The organism is Rhodococcus yananensis (assembly GCF_020515525.1).
Taxonomy (GTDB): domain Bacteria; phylum Actinomycetota; class Actinomycetes; order Mycobacteriales; family Mycobacteriaceae; genus Rhodococcus; species Rhodococcus yananensis.
The window spans coordinates 1-18,360 of record NZ_JAIYEP010000079.1 but is presented as its reverse complement, the minus strand read 5'-3'; the positions used below and the strand labels follow the sequence as shown (position 1 = coordinate 18,360).

15 protein-coding genes and 3 pseudogenes are annotated in these 18,360 nt (G+C 70.2%); 5 read left to right on the top strand and 13 right to left on the bottom strand.

From position 1 onward, the window contains the following. The 6 genes from LDQ05_RS16410 to LDQ05_RS16385 form a co-directional block, all read right to left on the bottom strand. Positions 1–2,005: FAD-dependent oxidoreductase (locus LDQ05_RS16410; RefSeq protein WP_226438022.1), on the bottom strand; the 2,005-nt coding region annotated here is incomplete at its 3' end. 3 nt (positions 2,006–2,008) lie between these two features. Next, complete coding sequence (locus LDQ05_RS16405) at positions 2,009–3,346, bottom strand: MFS transporter (RefSeq protein WP_226438021.1); 1,338 nt, start codon at positions 3,344–3,346, stop codon at positions 2,009–2,011. 158 nt (positions 3,347–3,504) lie between these two features. Beyond that, the gene (locus LDQ05_RS16400; RefSeq protein ID WP_226438020.1) at positions 3,505–4,434 is read right to left on the bottom strand and encodes a LysR family transcriptional regulator; all 930 of its coding nucleotides are present in this window, start codon (positions 4,432–4,434) and stop codon (positions 3,505–3,507) included. Between the two features lie 48 nt (positions 4,435–4,482). Next, on the bottom strand, positions 4,483–5,457 hold the full coding sequence (locus LDQ05_RS16395) for a hypothetical protein (RefSeq protein ID WP_226438019.1): 975 nt from the start codon (positions 5,455–5,457) through the stop codon (positions 4,483–4,485). A 60-nt stretch (positions 5,458–5,517) separates the two neighbouring features. Beyond that, positions 5,518–7,662 (bottom strand): hypothetical protein, encoded by a 2,145-nt coding sequence (locus LDQ05_RS16390; RefSeq protein WP_226438018.1) that lies wholly within the window; start codon positions 7,660–7,662, stop codon positions 5,518–5,520. A gap of 182 nt (positions 7,663–7,844) precedes the next feature. Then, complete coding sequence (locus tag LDQ05_RS16385; protein WP_226438017.1) at positions 7,845–8,057, bottom strand: hypothetical protein; 213 nt, start codon at positions 8,055–8,057, stop codon at positions 7,845–7,847. 197 nt (positions 8,058–8,254) lie between these two features. On the opposite strand from LDQ05_RS16385, the gene LDQ05_RS16380 reads away from it, so the two are divergent. The 3 genes and pseudogenes from LDQ05_RS16380 to LDQ05_RS16370 form a co-directional block, all read left to right on the top strand. Further along, the gene (locus LDQ05_RS16380) at positions 8,255–9,160 is read left to right on the top strand and encodes a hydroxymethylglutaryl-CoA lyase-like TIM-barrel protein (RefSeq protein ID WP_226438026.1); all 906 of its coding nucleotides are present in this window, start codon (positions 8,255–8,257) and stop codon (positions 9,158–9,160) included. Positions 9,161–9,168: 8 nt separating this feature from the next. Then, positions 9,169–10,146, top strand: a complete 978-nt coding sequence (locus LDQ05_RS16375) for a glycerate kinase (RefSeq protein ID WP_226438025.1) — start codon at positions 9,169–9,171, stop codon at positions 10,144–10,146. Positions 10,147–10,368: 222 nt separating this feature from the next. Next, positions 10,369–10,747: pseudogene (locus LDQ05_RS16370) on the top strand (IS1380 family transposase); the annotation flags it as partial. Positions 10,748–11,192: 445 nt separating this feature from the next. Here LDQ05_RS16370 and LDQ05_RS16365 read toward each other — a convergent pair. The 4 genes and pseudogenes from LDQ05_RS16365 to LDQ05_RS16350 all read right to left on the bottom strand — a co-directional run. Further along, positions 11,193–11,678 (bottom strand): zeta toxin family protein, encoded by a 486-nt coding sequence (locus tag LDQ05_RS16365; protein ID WP_226438016.1) that lies wholly within the window; start codon positions 11,676–11,678, stop codon positions 11,193–11,195. Positions 11,679–12,027: 349 nt separating this feature from the next. Then, complete coding sequence (locus LDQ05_RS16360; protein ID WP_226438015.1) at positions 12,028–12,483, bottom strand: ParB/RepB/Spo0J family partition protein; 456 nt, start codon at positions 12,481–12,483, stop codon at positions 12,028–12,030. A 220-nt stretch (positions 12,484–12,703) separates the two neighbouring features. Then, entirely contained in the window at positions 12,704–13,006 is a 303-nt protein-coding gene (locus LDQ05_RS16355; RefSeq protein ID WP_264185181.1) for a transposase, read from the bottom strand. 64 nt (positions 13,007–13,070) lie between these two features. Beyond that, positions 13,071–13,610, bottom strand: a pseudogene (locus tag LDQ05_RS16350) (helix-turn-helix domain-containing protein); the annotation flags it as partial. 134 nt (positions 13,611–13,744) lie between these two features. On the opposite strand from LDQ05_RS16350, the gene LDQ05_RS16345 reads away from it, so the two are divergent. Both LDQ05_RS16345 and LDQ05_RS16340 read left to right on the top strand, forming a co-directional pair. Further along, entirely contained in the window at positions 13,745–14,098 is a 354-nt protein-coding gene (locus tag LDQ05_RS16345) for a hypothetical protein (protein WP_226438014.1), read from the top strand. 420 nt (positions 14,099–14,518) lie between these two features. Beyond that, positions 14,519–14,989, top strand: a pseudogene (locus tag LDQ05_RS16340) (transposase); the annotation flags it as partial. Between the two features lie 75 nt (positions 14,990–15,064). Here the strand turns inward: LDQ05_RS16340 and LDQ05_RS16335 are convergent. The 3 genes from LDQ05_RS16335 to LDQ05_RS16325 form a co-directional block, all read right to left on the bottom strand. Then, positions 15,065–16,090, bottom strand: coding sequence for a hypothetical protein (locus tag LDQ05_RS16335; protein ID WP_226438013.1), 1,026 nt, complete (start codon positions 16,088–16,090; stop codon positions 15,065–15,067). A 49-nt stretch (positions 16,091–16,139) separates the two neighbouring features. Next, positions 16,140–16,622 carry a hypothetical protein gene (locus tag LDQ05_RS16330; RefSeq protein WP_226438012.1) on the bottom strand — a complete coding sequence of 161 codons (483 nt, stop codon included), beginning with the start codon at positions 16,620–16,622 and terminating at the stop codon, positions 16,140–16,142. After that, the coding region (locus tag LDQ05_RS16325) for an alpha/beta hydrolase (protein WP_308013256.1) at positions 16,619–18,360 on the bottom strand (1,742 nt) is incomplete at its 5' end. The genes LDQ05_RS16325 and LDQ05_RS16330, both read right to left, overlap by 4 nt.

The following is an 18,360-nucleotide window of genomic DNA, read 5'->3' as shown; positions in this document are numbered from 1 at the left end:
GCCGCACGCGAACTCGACCCGACGGTAGGGGAGGAGTGGATCGCCATGGGGCACAGTCAGGGCGGGCACGCCGCGCTCTACACGGCGGCGACCGGCGCCGAACGTGCCCGAGTTCGTCGACACGCACCGGGGCGTTGTCGGCGGCCGCGGCGATGGCCTCCTCGAACTGCCGATGGTCGACCTGCGACCCCAGCATCAGGGCGAGCCGGGTGAGGAAACCCTCGCGGTCCGAGTCATCCGCCTGGTCCAGCGCGGCCGACAGGCCCAGCCACACGTTCTCCCGACGCTGTTCCTCGACGGTGATCTGCTCGGCCGGACGCGCGGGCAACGCCGGACCGCCCGGGGACGTTCCGGTGCGCAGTGCGGCGGCGACACCCGCCACCTCGGCGACCGGCACTCGGCACAGCAGGAGCCCGTCGGGGCGGATCACGAATGCCTCGCCGGGGGCCGCGCCCAGCGTGTCCGCGAGGTCGGTGGAGTCCACGAGGGTGGTTCCGGCCACGGGGATGCTGTCGATGACGAGGGCGCGGACGCTCTCGGGTGACAGCGCCTCCGCCAGCCCGGCGGCGCCGGCGGCGAGGGCTGTGCTGCCCGCCTCGTCGAGCCCGAATCCGATCACCGCGAAGCCGGTGCCGCGCACCCGGTTCAGGGAGGTGTCGACGAGGTCGACGCCGTCGACGATGCGGATCCGGCGGTCCTCGACAGGGTCTCCGGGCAGCACACCGTCGGTGCCGGCGGCGACCGGCCAGGTCAGCGGCGACAGTCGCGCGTGGGTGGCGCTGGACTGTCGGGGGTTGATCAGGTGGCCGAACTCGGGGCGGCCGACGGCGAGCGCGAGCACCGCGTCGCGGGTCGTGCGGTGGCCGTGGCTGCCGGGACTCATGATGAGTGTGGACTTGCCGGCGTTCGCGACGTTCTGCTGCCACGCGTTGTGCCGCTCGAACGAGTAGGCCCGCAGGAGACCGGCGTCGGCGTTGCCGTGGACGACCGCGGCGAGCTGCCACGCGAGGGTCTCGGCGTCCTCCATGCCCGAGTTCAGTCCGCGCACACCGAAGATCGGGACGAGGTGCGCGGCGTCGCCGGCGAACAGGATGCGATCGTGGGTGAACTCGTCCAGTGCGAGCGCGCGGGCGCTGTAGAAACCCTTCCATTCGAAGGTCCACGGCAGATCGTTCCGCAGCCAGTCGAGGTGCTTGGCGATACGCACCCGGATGGCGTCCTCCTGCGTCTCGATCTCGGCGTCCTCGGACGGATCGAGTTGGTAGTCGATGCGCCAGATGTCGCCGGGCTGCTTGTGCATGATGATCGTCGAGCCGGGGTTGCTCGGCGGGTCGAACCACACCATGCGCTCGGCGGGCAGGTCCGACTCCCAGTGGATGTCGGCGATGACGTAGCGACCCTCGTAGCTGGTGCCCTGCAGACGCAACCCGGCGAGTTCGCGCATGCGGCTGCGTCCGCCGTCGGCGGCGACGACGTAGCGGGCACGCAGGTGCCGTTTGCCGTCGGCGGTGTCGATCTCGAGGGTGACCTCGTCGTCGCCGCGGAGGATCCCGGCGATCGATGCCTGCCAGTGCAGGGTGATCAGGGGGTTCTGCTCGATGGTGTCGACCATGATCTGCTCGAACTCCGACTGGGAGACGTTGATCATGGGTGGGCGCACGTCGAAGTCGCGCTGCGGCATCCGGAAGTGCAGGACCTGTCGGTCGCGGTAGAAGCTGCGGCCACCGACCCACGGCAGCACGATCTTCTCGAGTTCGGCGCCGAAGCCGAGACGTCCGGCCGCTTCGAGGCTGTGCCGGGAGATGCAGATCGCGCGGCTGCCGAAGGACACCTGATCGGCGGCCTCGATGATCGTGACGGGAACACCGCGCTGGGCGAGGCCGAGGGCGGTGGCCATGCCGACCGGTCCGGCACCCACGACGACGACCGGCAGGGTGTCGTCGGACGGCGTCATCGACTCGAACGTCGAGGCGGGGTACTTGGGAGGCTGGTAGTAGGTCGACACGGGTCAGACACCTTCCTGGACGAGGGACTGCTTCTGCTCGACGCTCGTGCGGGCGGTGGGCACGCGCAGCAGCAGGATGCTCATGAGGCTGATCAGCGCGATCAGCACGAAGTAGCCGGTGATGGAGAGCGACGTGCCGGTCGCGGCGAACAGCGAGGTCGCGATCATCGGGGCGAGTCCGCCGCCCAGGATGGCGCCGACCTGGTAGCCGAGCGAGGCACCGCTGTAGCGGATCTTCGCGGGGAACAACTCGGCGAACAGCGCGGACTGCGGGCCGGCGCAGCACCCGAGCGTGAAGCCCAGGGTGATCATGGCCAGCAGCATCACCGGCAGGATCGCGGTGTCCATCAGCGGGAAGAACAGGGCCGCGGCGACGACGAGCGCGAGGGAGGCCTTGATGTAGATGGTGCGACGACCCACGTGATCGGAGCGCCACGCACTGTAGGCCATGCCGGCCATCCAGAACGGGCACGATGCGATGAGCAGCGTCAGCATCGTGGTCTTGCTGTGGCCGAGCTCGGTCTCGCCGTACTTGAGGACGTAGACCATGTAGGCGTACGCGATGCCGTTGGTCGCGATGAACGTTCCACCGGCCAGCAGCACGGTCTTCCAATGCTTCGTGAGGACCTCGAGGATCGGCATCTTCTCGTGTTCCTCGACCGGGGTGTTCTTGGTCGCCTTGAACTCCTCGCTCTCCTCGAGCCCGAGACGGATCCACAGGGCGACGACGACGAGCACGGCGGACAGCAGGAAGGGGATGCGCCAACCCCACGAGTCGAAGGCGTCGTCGCTCAGGAAGGCGGTGAGCGGCAGGTACACGAGGTTCGCGAGCAGCACGCCGGCGGGCACACCGAGTTGGGGCGCCGCACCGTAGAGGCCGCGTTTGCCCGCGGGGGCGTTCTCGGTGGCGACGAGCACCGCGCCGCCCCATTCGCCGCCGACGCCGAGGCCCTGGACGAAGCGCAGGGTCACCAGCAGGATCGGGGCGGCGACCCCGATGGAGTCGTAGTTGGGCAGCAGACCGATCGCGACTGTCGCGCTGCCCATGAGCAGCAGGGAGGCGACGAGCATCGACTTGCGGCCGATCCGGTCGCCGAAGTGCCCCATGACGACCCCACCGATCGGCCGGGCGATGAAGCCGACGGCGAGCGTCGCGAACGCCGCGAGGGTGCCGGCGACGTCGGAGGTGCCGGGGAAGAACTGATGACCGAGGACCAATGCCGCGGCGGTGCCGTAGATGAAGAAGTCGTACCACTCGATGGCGGTACCGACGAAACTGCCGAGTGCGGCCTTGCGGGCCGTTGCGGCCGACGACCGGGCGGTCGGGTCAAGGACGGTCATGTGATGCCCTCCGGCGGTGGATAAGGGTGGTCATCCGATGAACGAGCGTTCGGACGTGCTCCATGAATGATGTGGTCGGTCAGAATCGTTTGAAAAGCGCACAAATTCGGGCATGAATCACGGAAATCCCGTGAATAGGGTCGTTGTCCCTGCTCTCGCTATCTTTCGGCCCGGCGGGACGCCACCACGAAATCGACGAAGGTCTGTGCCACGCGACTGCGGAGAGCATCGTTTCGCCATGCGAGGAGAACGTCGACGGGTGCCGGCTTCGGTTCGGCGAACGGCCGCACCGCGATGGGCCGCCCCTCGTACGTCGTGTCCTGGGCCGGGCGCTGGAGCAGCAGCGACCACCCCAGACCCCGGCCGACGAACGCGCGGCACGTCTCGTAGTTCTGGGTCCGATACGCGACCACCGGTGAGAACCCCGCCTCGGCGCACACCGCCACCGCGTGACCCGAACTCGGGGGCGCGTCGAGCATCACCATGGGTTCGCGCGCGAGGTCCGTGAGCGGCACCGGTTCCCCGGACTGCGCACGCGGGTGGTCCGCCGGCAGCAGCAGCATCGGTTCGCGGGTGTCGAGGACGACGCTCTCGAGCCCCGGTTCGAGGTCGAGGTCGTAGAGGAACGCCACGTCCAGATCGTGCGAGTCGAGCAGCGCCCGCAGCCGGTTCTGGGTGTCCTCACGGAAGTCGACGCGGGCCCGCGGATGTACACGGGTGAAACCGGCGATCAGCGCAGGGAGCATCGTCGGGCCGAGCGACGGATAGCATCCGACCGCGACCGGACCGGCCACCGAACCCGCTTCCGACCGGGCGTCGCTCTCGAGTTCGGTGGCGAAGTGCAGCAGTGTCTCGGCGCGGCCGAGAACCGCGTGTCCGATCGGTGTGAGCCGCACACCGCGTGCCCGCTGCCGCACGAGCAGCTTCACGTCGAGTGCCCGCTCGAGGTCGGAGATCGCGGCGGACAACGCCGAATGCGACATGTGCAGTGCGTCGGCGGCGGCGGTGATCGTGCCCCACTCGGCGACCGCGACGAACGCCGCGAGCTGCCGGATCGTGTACGCGGGCACGCCCTCGGGTCGGACCATGTCGTCTGCGTCTCCGTGCGGCTGTGTGTCTCGGTGTGGCGCCGGGAGCTACGCCTTCGAGGCCCGGTGTTCGTCGCCCCCGGCGTCCTGCCCGGCAGTGTCCGGTTCGGCGGCGTCCGGTTCGGCGGCGTCCGGTTCGGTACCGTCGTCACCGCGCCGACGCGCATCGGTGACCCGCGCCAGCCCGCGTCCGAACACGTCGCCGACCACCCGGAGCGGATTGCCGACGGCGGCGAGATCGGCCTCGACCGCGGGATCCTCACCGTCCAACCATCCGGCGGCGTCGGCACCGCAGGCCGACCGGAAGTCGTCGAGGTCCCGACGCAACTGTCCCAGGGTGCGGACGGTACGGGCCGACGACAATCGCCGCACGGTCTCGAGCGGTGTCGCGGCGGCGGCGCGGGCGAGGACCCTGCGGCCCCGCCGCAACAGCTCACCGTCGTGGGTGAGGTGATCGGCGAGCAGCGCGCGGGCATCGGCGACCGCGGCCGGCCGGTCGGCGACCGCGGCCCGCGCGATGCGCACCCGGTGCCACGCCGCGAGGCACCCTTCCGTGAGCACGAGCACCTGCAGGGTTTCCCCGAGCAGCCCGTCGGTGGCGGCCGTCACGAGTGCCGCGGTCCCGGCCGCGGGATCGTCGTCCGATGTGTCGTCGTCCTCCCGGTCGGCACCGGGCACCGACGCGGCGTCGAGCAGACCGCCGGCACGGCTGCGCAGTCGGTCCACGGTGACCGCGAGATCGGCGCCCTGCCCGGCGACCGCCGCCCACTCCCCGTCGGGGAGCGACCCGCGCTGTTCGACGATCGCGACGGCACGGATCAACGCGTTGTGCCGGGCGACGACGTCGCCGAGATCCGGGGCTTCCGCCGCGTCCAGGACGCGACCGACCAGTCCGTTCGGGGCGTCGCCGCTCTGGACCCGTGCGATCGCCGCCTCGACCGACACCACCACATCGCCCAGCGCACGCACCACCGTCGCGGCGGTGCCGGGGTCGTGGGCAGCGGATCCGGGAGTGTCGGCCATGGGGTCCATGGTGCTACGGCCGAGTCGGGATTGCACCGATCTCCGCCACACGCGGCGTGGTCATCGGGTCGCCTGGTCTCCACCGGGGTGGGAGCCGACGCGCACCCACGCGCTCTCGAGCAGCGCGACGACCTCCGACTCGCGGCGTGCACGATACGCGCTGAGAACGCGGCGGGGGCGGGTCTCGTCGTCGAGACCGATCGCGTCGGCGAACGCCGCCACCACACCGTCCTCGGGGACGACCTCCGGTGTGGTGTATCCGACCAGTGCGAGCGCTTTGCGCAACGGATCGGCCCGGTCCGCGACGGTCCGCAGCGGCAGCACGTCGAACCGCCGGTCGGACCGGAACTCGAGCAACAACTCGCCGTATTCGTCGACCCCGATCTCGTCGAGGAACCGACGGATCGACCCGAGCCGGGGCACCGGCGAGGTCCAACGCAGCGGCTGACCGCCCAGCGGGGACGTGAGCAGGACGTCCTGTCCGGGTACGCACCCGACGATCCCCGCAACCGCCGACGGCACCGCGAACTCCCCGCCGCGCACATGATCGCGGGTCACCGGGATCCGCAACCGCCAACCGTCCTCGAACCGGTACAGCCGGCGGGTCCGCTCCGGCGGCACCGCCGGTACATGGGTGCGGCGACGGCGGCGCACGGTCCCGTCGACGACCTCGAAGTCGCCGCTGGCCGCGAACACCCGCGCCGACGTGTCGGACAGCGCGAAACGGTTCACCAGTGCGTCGGCGACCTTGTCGACGTCCGCGGTTCCGGCGGCATCGTCCACCAGCCGCGCGAGCCGTGTCGCGATGGCGGTGACCACGTCGGTGTCCCACTCGACGAGCCCCCACAGGCCGTCGGACACGCTGACGGTGAACCGGTCGTCGCCGGACAGTTCGTCGACGACCGCCGGCAGGTCGGCATTGACACCCATCCGCGCGACGAGGGTCTCGGCGGTCAGCGGGTCACCGATCACCTCGAGTACCTGCGCGGCACGGCCGGCCAGCGTGTCGGTCGGGGCCAGCAGCCACCCGTCGAACACCGTGACACCGCAGTAGTCCATCCACGACTCGAGTTCACCGGCGGGCAACCGCCACATCGAAGCGACGGCCGCAGGTTGCACCACACCGTTGGCCGATTCGAAATCCGCGAGCAGCGCCCTCGTCTGTTTCTGTGCTTCCGCGACGTCCGGCACCGCGATCCAACCGTCGACGACGGAACAGCGGTCGTCGAGCCGGTCGAGGACCTGCCACAGCGGGGCGTCGAGACCGGGCACGGTCCGCGCGAGCACCGGATGCTCCCGCAGAACCCGCTCGAACGCGGCGACCGGGTGCACATCGACCCGCAGCGCCGCGAGGAAGTCACCGACGGCCGTCCCGAACGGGAACGTCGACGGACCGTCGGCGCCCGCACCCGACGTGTCGTGCACCCGCCGGCGGAGCACCTCGAGGTCGGCGGGTGGCAGCGACGCCACGTAGTCCGCGAGTTCGGCGACCGGATCGGCCGGAGGCGTCACGGGGAGATCACGCGCGGTGAACGCGGCAAGCCGGAAGACGGCGTCCTGGATCTCCTCGGGCGCGCCGGTGTCGAGCCCCACCCCGAGCAGGGGACGGTCCCGCTCGTCGCGCAACAACCGCCACCGGGCCAGCGCCGCGAGATCGTCGACGAGCTGGTCGAGCACCGGCACCGCCGGCGCCGACGGGTCCACCTCGAGCGTCCCCGGTTCGGCGAGGACCGTCGACACCAGCGCGGCGCACACGATCTCGTGGACGGCGTCACCGTCCGCGCCGCGGACGTCGAACAGGTCGGCGGGGCTGCGGCTGAACAGTTCCGCGAGGGTGGGGGCGTGCGGCAGACGTCCGACGATCGTCGCGGCAGCCGCACTCAGGTCGAGCGCCCCGATCGGCACCTCCGCGGATCTGACCAGCCCGTCGGCGAACCGCAGTTCGGGGTGGTCGGTGACGTAGATCCGGGCGAGTTCCGCGCACAACTCGGGGATCTCGGTGTCGGAGGCGGTCTCGGCCGGTGACTGCTTCTCCCACCACAGCGGGGTGGGTGCGAGCGCTGCCAGCGCCGCGGCACGGGCCGAACCGTAGCGGTCGAGCCACGGCATCAGGTCCAGCCAGATCCGGTCGTCGAGTTCGGCGACCGAGAGTGCACGCGACCACAGCGACACGAACGGATGCTCCTCTTCCACATGTGCGGGCACAGGTGTGTCGCGCTCCGCGCGGAACGCCCGTGCAGGGCGTGAGCGCAGCGACGATGGCACTGTCGAACGCCCGATCCCCGAGCATACCGACCCGGTCCGGGGATCGTCGGTCACCGACGACGACCGTCGTGTCGGCCGCGGCGCCGGTCGTGTGGGGCGGGATCACCGTCCGCGCCGGGCCGTCAGGGAACGGCGGTGTCCCGATCGGGTCGCGCACCGACTTCGATGCCGCTGTGTTCGGCGCGCCATCGCAACAACACCAATCCCGCCACCGACGCGACGATCAGAGCTCCGACGGCGCCGTACACGTGCAACGAGTACACCGCGATTCCCGCTCCGACCAACCCCGCCAGCAATGCACACCACAGCAGCGCTTTTCCGACGACCGCTCCCATAACGCACGTACCTTCCGGCAAGTCCCCAACCGATCGTCCACGATAGTGTCACCCGTCGCGAACACCGCAGAACCCGCCCGGTGTGTCCCGGACGGATACTCGGTGTGTCCCTCACCGATGTCGGGGCGCGGCCGGTCCGACGAACACAGGAGGATGCAGTGCAGACACGATCGACGGACGAGGTACCCCCGCGTGATGTGACCCTGCGCGACGTGACCCTGCGCGACGGGCTGCAGCTCACCGGAACGTCGCTGCCCACCGCGCGCAAAGCCGAGATCGTGCGGGCGCTGCTGGCCGCGGGCGTCCCCGAACTCGAGATCGGCTCGCTCGCCCGCCCCGATCTGGTGCCGCCGATGGCCGACACTCTCGACCTCGTCGGGTTGCTCGACGAGGACGAACTCGAACGGTGCTGGGTGTGGGTGGCCACCCCCCGACACGTGCAGAAGGCGATCGCCGCGGGAATTCGCAACGTCCAGTACTGCTTCTCGGTGTCCGCTGCGCACAACCGCGCGAACATCGGCCGCGACACCGAGGACAGCCTCGCCGCGCTGCCCGCCGCCGTCGAGACCGCGCTGGCCGCGGGCGGCCGTATCCAACTGTGCCTGGCCACGGCGTTCACCTGCCCGTTCGACGGGCCCGTGGACCCCGACCGGGTGCTCGGGATCGCGTGCGATCCGCGGGCCGACGGCACGTGCGACATCGTCGTCGCCGACACCCTCGGTCAGGCGGTGCCCGCGCAGGTGTCGTCGTTGATCTCCCGCGTCGCCGACGAGTCGCCGGGGCGACGAATCGTCTATCACGGTCACGACACGTGGGGCCTGGGTGTCGCGAACTCGCTCGCCGCCGTCTCGGCCGGCGCGTCCGTCGTCGACGGTGCGCTCGGCGGGCTCGGCGGCTGCCCGTTCGCGCCGGGCGCCAGCGGCAACACCGCCAGCGAAGATCTGCTGTTCGCGACCCGACCGTCGTGGCTGCGCACCGACGTGTTCGCCGATCTGGTGCGCCTCGGCGAGTCGATCGTCACCGAACTCGGTGAACCGAACCGGTCCCGGGCGCGCCAGGGTGCCCGTTCGGAGGCGGAGGCGTTCGACTGGGTGCTCCGGTGACCGGCCCGATGCGATTCCTGATCGCCCCCGACAGTTTCAAGGGCACCCACTCCGCCGGCGAGGTGGCCGCGGCGATCGCGGCGGGTGCCGAGGCCTCCGGACATCGCGCGATCCGGATGCCCGTCGCCGACGGCGGCGAGGGCACCCTCGACGCGGTCACCGCGGCGCTGCACCTCGACCGGGTCGACGTGGATGCCGTCGATCCGTGGCGACAGCCGTGCCGCGGATGTTTCGGCCTGTCACCGGACGGGACCGCCGTCGTGGAACTCGCCACCGTCAGCGGACTGACCACCGCGCACGACGGACCCCGCGACCCCCTCGTCGCCGACACCTACGGCACCGGGATGGTGATGGCCGCCGCCGCGCGTGCCGGTGCCCGCCGCATCGTGGTCGCGGCCGGTGGATCGGCGACCACCGACGGTGGACTGGGCGCGATCACGGCGATCGACGACGCCGGTGGTCTGCGGGCGGCGACGGTGACGGTACTGACGGACGTCACCACCCGCTACACCGACGCGGCACGGGTGTTCGGGCCGCAGAAGGGCGCCGACCCCCACGGCGTCGAGGTGCTCACGGCGCGACTCGACGCGCTCGCCCGATCGTTGCCGCGCGATCCGCGTGACGTCGACGGCACCGGCGCCGCCGGTGGATTCTCCGGCGGGATGTGGGCGCGTTTCGGGGCGGAGCTACGGTCCGGTGCCCACTTCGTGCTCGACACGGTGGGATTCGACGCTGCCGTCACCGACGTCGACGCGGTCGTCGTCGGTGAGGGACGGTTGGACGGCCAATCACGGGCCGGGAAGATCGTCTCGGCGATCCTCGAACGGTGCGCCGGCGTCCCGGTCGTCGCGGTCGTCGGGTCCGTCGGCGACGACCTCGGCGACTTCCGCGACCGGTTCGCCGGAGTCCTCGTCGCGTCCGACGTGGACGCGTTGACCCGCGCCGGCACCCGCCTCGCCGATGTGGTGCGGGGACGTTCGGAGTAGGTGCCCGTCATGCGCGCACCCCCCACCGATGCAAGACCTGGCACTGCGCCGGCCGCATCGAAAAACGCGTCATGCCGAGCCGCTGCGACTGCTGCGAGCGACCCCTCCGCTCGAACCGAAAGACCATCGCAGAGGCACCGGGCACAGTCGCGCACTGGGGAAACGGACGGTGCCAATCCTGCCACCGGAGGGAAGCCCGGCGGTGATGGGAGACCCGAGCATCTGGTGGTGCGCCGGGTCAAGGATGCACGTTTCCCGGACGCGTTGTTTCCGGTGTGGCGGTATCACCCGTTCACCCGCCAACTCGACCCTGACCACCGTCGAGGCCGACCTCGTCCACCGCAGACATGCGATCATCGAAACGGTGTTCGCCGACCTGATCGACGGGCCGCTCGCCCACATGCCGTCCGGGTCGTTCGGAGCGAACTCCGCGTGGGTGCTGTGCGCGGCGATCGCCCATAATCTGCTGTGCGCCAACGGTATCCTCGCCGGTGAACGTTACGGTCGTGCTCGCGAAGCGACCCTGCGCCGGCGGATCGTATGTTGGTCTCGCCGGTCACCAGGTCGGCGGAGCGTGGATCGAGCGCACGAGCACGGGCCGTGAGATCGAGCAGGTCTTGCTCGGACGGCCGGGAGGGCGCAGGACGAGTACGTCCGATCGGGAACAGTATCGATCTCGGCTGCCGTTTCCCACGGCGGTCGGCCCGGTGAAACTCCATTTCTCCCCCTCGTGTTCGGTGCGTCTTTCAGGTCGGGCTTTGCGTATCGAACTGCGTCGATGACACGTCCCTCGGCGGCGCGCGCCCTGCGGCGAGTTCGTGTTCAGCCGCCAGCGGTAGTCGGCGGGGATTCGTGGGTCGGGTGCGTGCGAGTGGTGCGGCGGCGCGCCGCGGCGATGAGCCAGGCCGCGGCCAATGCTCCGGCGCCGATGCCGGGCCAGAGCGGCCCATCGATGGTGAACCAGACTGCGAGGCCGGCCCACAGCGCCGCGAGCACCACGCAGGTGGTGGCACCGGGGCTACGGGCGGGGCGGGCTCCAGCGCTGTTCATGTTCCCCTCCTGGTGGCCGTGGACTCGACGTGTGTGCCGGTCGTGTAGTCGTCGACGAACAACGTCATCGACTCGATCACCGCAGCAAGTGGATGATCGAACGCCGCGCGCGCGTTGCGTGCGCAGATCGACCGCGCCTCCCCGTCCGGGTAGAGGCTGGTGATCGCCGCTGTCGGGGTGAACCGGCCACCGAGCTCGTTGTCCGGGTCGGTGCGTCCGGTCCACCACCGGACCTGTGCGCGTTCGAGGGCGGTGTCGCAGGTGACTTCGACGTCGACGATGGTCAGGTCGGTGTAGCCGGCGCCGCCGAGTTCGGTGAGCAGCCGTGCGCCGAGGCCGTCCCAGCGGAAGGTGCCTTCGATGACGATGTTCTCCCCGTCCTCGATGCACCGCTGCTGCACCATGTCCAGGACCTGGGTGGATTCGCGGTGCACAAGGGTGGCCAGCTCGCGAGGGCGCAGGGGCCGCCCGTCCGGCAGCACGGTGACCAGCAGGTCGTCGTAGATACCGCGGGCGAGACCGTCGCGGATGAGGTGGTCTTGATCCGATCCGAGTCGAGGACGCGCCAGCCGTTGCCGGCCAGGCCACGGTGTTCGATGGCCGTGGACTTGCCGGCGCCCGGGACACCGGCGGTGACGATCGCGCAGCGGCCGTCGTGGTCGATACCGGTCTGCTCGGCCAGGTAGGCGTCGACGATCGCGTCCCGGATGCGGCGGCGGCGCGGATCGGCGGCGAAGAGCCGGAAGCTCGCGCGGTCACCGGCCGCGTCGAGTATCCCGCCGGGCATACACCACTCGTCGAGAACCGTATGGGTTGTGAGGCAGGGTGGGTTCACTCGCGGCGGCTCGCCGCCCGCTGCGACGCGGTCGCGTCGAACAGTCGCTGATAGTCCTCGTCGCTGAGCAGGTCCCCGGCGCGTTCGATCTGATCCCAGGTGCCGCGCACGTAGACATCGGCGGCGGGGTCATCGGCCGGGGTGCCACCGAAGGTGTAGTCCCAGTGCTCGAGTTCGGTCATCATCTGCTCGTGGGTTAGTTCACCGACCGCGTAGCGCAGAAGCACTTCACGTGGGGTGCGCTCGCGGACATCGGGCCGCAGACGGGCCTTCTTGAGCAGGCGGCTGATCTCAGGCTGCTCCACTCCGACACGGCGTGCGATGTCGCGCTGCGACCATCCGGCCTCGGCCGCGGCGAGGACCGCGCGCAGCTTCTCCAACCGCTCCAGTTCCGCGCGGGGGGAAATCGCGCGGAGTTGCCGCTCGATGTCGTTCTCGAACGCTATCGTCATCGACTTCACCACCTCAACTGGGGATATACCAAATGGTATCACCTGCGGGCTCGGGCCGTAGCACGAGCCCACCCCGGGCGCACTGCCGAACACACATGCAAGGGGCTACGGCGTGTACCAGCGCGGCACCGGCCAACCGGGTGCATCAGGAACGCCGGCCCACCGACTGCGCGCGGTCGCATCGTTCAGGAGAAGCCTCAGGGCAGCTGTGGCGGGGACTTCACCCGACCTGGTTCAACCAGGACGCATGCACCGGGGTATGCACCATGACCGCGTTCGGGTACCGCTGGGACAACCGATCGATCGCGGCCTTCCCCCGGTGTGAGGAACCGTTATCGACGATCCAGAAGACACGCCGGGCCGAGGCGTACAGTTCTGCCGTCATGACCTGATCGACCAGCGCGGTGAACGGCTCGATGCCGGTGGAAGATTCGCACCGCCCGAACACGCGAGCATGGTGCACGTCGTACGCTCCGAGATAGGCCAGCGCACCGCTGCGGCGGTAATCGTGATTGATGCGCATCGGCAGGCCCGGCCGGCGCGGTGGCGTGGCAACGGTCCCGGGCCTGGATCGACGGTTTCTCGTCGGCGCAGATCACGTACTCGTCCGCACCCAACGCCACACCCCGGTAGGTGCGGGCATACAACTCCAGCACCACCGCGGCCTTCGCCTCGAACTGCGGGTCGCGGACGAAGATCCATGACTGATGCTGCCAGGGTTTGAGGGCGTCGTCGGCGAGCCAACGCCGCACCGTCGACACCGACACGGCGATGTGGTCGGCGAACAGGTGCCGGGCCAGCTCTGCGGTGCTCCACCGGGAGAGCGGCACACCATGTTCGGCCGGCAACGCGCACGCCCACGCGGTGACCTGCGCACGTTCGGCTCCGGTGTACACCGGCGGCCGTCCCGACCGCGGCGCATCGACCAGCCCCGCCAGGCCGTCGGCGGCGAACCGGCCGCGCCACTTGCGGGCGGTATCGACACAGATGCCCAGGTCGGCGGCGATCTGCGCGTTCGACGCCCCGTCCGCTGCGAGCACCACGATCAACGCCCGCAGCACCTGCCGCTGCGGGGTGGTTCCGGCGCGGATCCTGCGTTCGAGTTCGGTACGGTCGGCCGGGCTCATCTCGATCGGCACCGCCACCGCTGTCACCACGACCACCACACCGGCATCCCCAGTTCGCTCATTACTCAACCGTGGCAGAGTCGGTGCGCGTGCCGTCATCACGGCTGGCCGTCGTCTCGGGCACGATGGGTCCCGTGCCGAAACCTCCCCCGGAGTCGACGAAGAATTCGCTACGTCTGCGGATACTGCACCGTGCCCGTGAACGCTGGCCGCAACTCGACGGCGTCGACGTCCGCTTCCGGGGTGGGTTCGTCTACGTCGACGGCACACTCACCAACGGTGCAGTGCTGCCACTGCTGCGGCTGCGTTATCTCGGTTCGGCTCGTGCCTGGGGTTTCGCGATCTACCTGGCCAGCAGCGGCAAATACCAGGACTCCGTCCTGCCCCGCGGACTGCCCAGCGGTGGTCCCGAAGTAGCTCTGGACTGCGCCTGCGGCCTCTACCTCGCCGATCCCATCGCCTGGCAAACACCCCCGACGAACTTCTGACCAGGACCACTAAGCCTGGATACACCGATCCAGTAACGGCTGATCGCGAGTCGTAGACACGAAATGCCCTGCCGTAGTGGAAGAATCGATCTTGTCTAGGGATCAGTTCACACCACAACGGAGGGCATCTCGCGGATGCAACTATCTCACACCCGACCCGTCGCCGCGGCGAGGTTCGACGACCCGAATCTCGTGGCGACCGCGGGACTGGTCCCGATGATGGCATTGGCGCAGGCCGGCGACCTGCTCACCCGCCGACGACGTCCATTCCCAATCCCCAATGGGGATCGGTCAATGCCTTCACAAGCAGATCGTGCTTCCTCTCCACCTCCCGATCGAACTCGAACCAGAACTTGAGACTGTCCGGTCCACCGCCGTACGCGTATGTCAGGTGAGCAGAGCTGAACTCGGTGAAGAGCCATGGTCGACGTCTACTCGCGCCGGATCTTGGGTTGGCGGGTCATGACGTCGAAGGCCACGCCGCTGGTGTCCGGCGTTCCCGAGCAGGCGTTGTTCACCCGGCGAAGGATCGATTCCTGTTTTACTGCAACAGGTTTGGTACATCACTCCGATGCGGGCAGTCAGAACACGTCGCTGGCGTTCACCGAGGCATCGATCGAATCGGGGATCGCCGGCTCCATCGGAACCGTCGGCGACGCCCTCGACAACGCGTTGATGGAATCGACGATCGGGCTCTACAAGACCGAGCTGATCGACCGCCGTTCGTCGTGGACGGGTCGGGCCGAGGTCGAGCGGGAAACCGCCGAGTGGGTCCGATGGTTCAACGCCGACCGACTGCACTCCTCGATCGGCTACCAGACGCCGATCGACTACGAGACGCGCTACTGTGAGCAGCGCACCACTGCCACCTCGTCACTCGAGGTGGCCTGAACGAAGTCTCCAACGGATCCAGGGCGGTTCACACTGCCCGCATCACGGTGCATGGCGCATGCCGAGGTGGATACGTCAGGGCTGCCGGGAAACGGTGTCCCCGCAGGGATCCCCGGCCGGCTCGGGCACGTCGCCGGGGACCGGGCCGGAGTCCGGATCGGAACGGTGCGACGGCCACGACACCGGCCTGTCCTCCGCGCACGGGTCGGGCGCCGGCGACGACTCCTCCCCCGCCGGCGCCGACTCCCCTGCCGGCGGCGGGACCGGCACCATCGTCTCCGTGACGGTCGCGGGCAGCTGATCGCCGGAACGTGCGGCGCCGCCGACACCGACCGCGAGACCACCCCCGAGCAGTGCGGTGAGCACACCGAGGACGCACACGAGCACCCACGCGGGACGCCGTCCACCCGCCGCGGTCGCAGTCGCGGTGGGAGGGTCCTGCGCCGCAGCGACCAGCGCCGCACCGGTCGCGCGATGCCACGGCACGCCGTGCGGCGCCACGAACGGCACCCCCAGGACGGTCGCGAGTTCCCGAGCCGGACCACCGTCCCCCGGACGCAGGTCGAGGAACACCAGCGCCTGCGGTGCTGCACCGGCCCGCGCAACGGCCTCGTCCGCGACGTCGGGCAGCGACTCGACGTGCCCCGTCACCGCGTCGCCGTCACGGACCACCGACGACAACACCGTGGCCGACCGGATGTCGACGATCGACACCGATTCGGTGTCGTCGGTGCGGGTATGCACAGCGATCACCGTGTGGTCGGCGAGTTCGTGCGCGCCGCCGAGGAACACGAGCCGCGCCCGGTCGAGAGGAACGACGTCGACGGGTACGGCGGTGACCTCCGCGACCGCGGCGACGAGGTCGTCGGCCGGCCCCGCTCCGGGCGCGGTGACGATCCCGATCCGGTCGACAGTCACGGACGCGGCCTCGGCCCGCTCCGACATCGCGGCGACCGCGGCGGCCACCGCATCGGGTGTCGTGACGTCGGGATCGGCGGGCCACCGCTGGCAGTCGAACGGCCCGAGCAACGTGACGTCGGCGTCGACGAGCGCGGCCGTGATCTCACCGTCGTCCACGGCCACACCGAGCACAGGACGCATCCGCCCTCCCTCCTCGCCGATCAGCCGGATCCCGTACGACCGACCGAGCCTAACCGACGGCCTGCGGATAGCAGCCGATCGTGAGCGACACGACGGCCGACCGGGTGCCGTTGAGTGTGACGTACGAACCGTCGGATGCGAACAACCTCACTGCCGGTGCGGGTAGATCGAGTCGATCGTGGAAACCCGCGGCGCGGGCGCGCCCCTCGAACACAGCGGCCGCGGCACGCCGTTCCGCGGCGGTCAGGACGATGCCGCTGGCCCGAATCGGCAGGTGCACCCGCTCACCCCGCCCACCGTCCGCGGTGACACACAGCGATCTCGTTTCCTCCAGGCGACCGGTGAACACCAACGCGGGGTATTCGTCCGACAGGGCCGCGGTGATGTCCTCCAGCACACGCATGTAGTGCGCGGTCGCACCCACGTGGTCGGCGGCGACCGGTTCGGGCACCGCGACGAACCTGGTGGACGTACATCCCGTCACGACGGCGAGCACCAGGAACCACGGTGCCGCCCACACCCCCCGCCTCACCGGACCCCCTGCACCGCACCGACGACGACCGCGGCCACCCCGTACGCACTCGTCGTGCCGGGGGTCAGGTACGCGCTGTGCCCGGTCGAGGCCGCCAACGGTCGACCGTCCACGCCGACGCTCGCGCCGCTCGGAAGGTGGGTGAACCCGGCCAGCCCGCTCGGATCCGAACCCGTCACACCGAGATCCGCGATGATGTCGCGTTCCGCCTCGACCAGATACGCGGCGCCCTGCGCGAGCCCGAGCGTGGACACGTCGTCGGTGCCGATCCACGGGGCGCCCAGGAACACGGCGCTGTCGGCGGAGGCACCCTGCTGCAGAGCCAGACCCGCCGTCCACGCGCCGTACGAATGCCCGACCACCGTCACGTTCGTGTCCGCGTCGTCGAGGCCGGTGAGGAACGGAGCCAGGCGCGCGGCACCGACGAGCGCCGCGTCGTCGGCGAGCGGGCTGCGCTCGGCCACGACCATGCCGGTGCCGAAATGCGGGGCCTGGTAGTTCAGCCACGTCACGGTGGCCACCGCGGCCTCGTCGCCCCCGAGGAACCCCGCCGCGGTGGTGCGCAGCTCGGAGATCTGCTCGTCGTATCCGGCCAGGTTGCCCTGCACCGTCGACCCGGTGCCCGGGACGTACACGGCGACATGGTCCGCCGTGTCGACGTCACCGACCGCAACGGCGGCCATCGCCTCCCGCCCGGACAGGTCCAGTGCGAGAAGTTGCCGGTCGCCGAGCGCGAGGGTGGATTCGACGGCGTCGAGCGCCGCGAGTTTGCCCACGGTCTGTTCGAGACCGGCGTCGGCGTTCGAGAACATCCCACCGAAGATGTTCGAGTCCAGTTCGGCGCGCAACGCCCGCGCGACCCCCTCGAGCCGGGCCCGCTCGTCGTCGAGGATCGTGCGGTTCGCGAGATCACGTACCGCACCGGGGATTCCGTCGAGGTTCCCGATCCGGTCGGGGCTGGACGCGAGCAGCGCGGCGCGATCCTCGTCGCTCAGGTCGTGCCACCACCGTGCGACGTCGGCGGGCGCGGTGCCCGCGGGCGGCACGTCCGATGTCGCGGTGTCGCCCGGCCAGGAGGCGCGCTGACCTCCGAATCCGTGGAGCTCCGTACCGGACGGCCCGTCGGGCCCCGTGTCGAAGCTGCGGGCGAGCACCGCCGCCGCCTCACGATCGAGTTCGTCTGCGCGGGTGAGTAAGTCCTCGACCTTTCGCTGCGCGGCGTCGCGGGCGTCCGGGGTGGTTCCGTCGCCGGTCGCGATCTCCCCGCCGTCGCCGATCGTCATGCCCCGGTCCGCCGCCCACCTCTTCAGTCCGGCGAGTTCGGCGTGCAGGCCCCGCAGCCGGGTCTCGACGTCGCGGGCGCACACGCTGATCGATCGCAGCGAATCTGCCTGTATCGCTGCGAGTTCCAACACCCATCGGCTCGGTTCGTCGGCGGCCTCCCGGGCCCGTCCCGTCCACGCGCTCTCGCGTGTGTCCGTCCCCCCGAACGACAACGCGACCGCCATGGACGTGCGCGTGTCGTCGAGTACACCGGCGTATCCCTCGAATCCGACCGCGAGCCTGTGCAGCGCATCCGGATCCCATTCGGCCAACTGTCGAAGATCCATCGTCCACCCCCTCGCACGCAGGGTACTGGACGGTGAACGGCACCCGGCCCGAGCGGATCCGCTCGTGCTCGGCCAGAGCAGCGCGGTGCCGACGAGCACGGCGATACCGATGGCCACGAGCAGGCCGA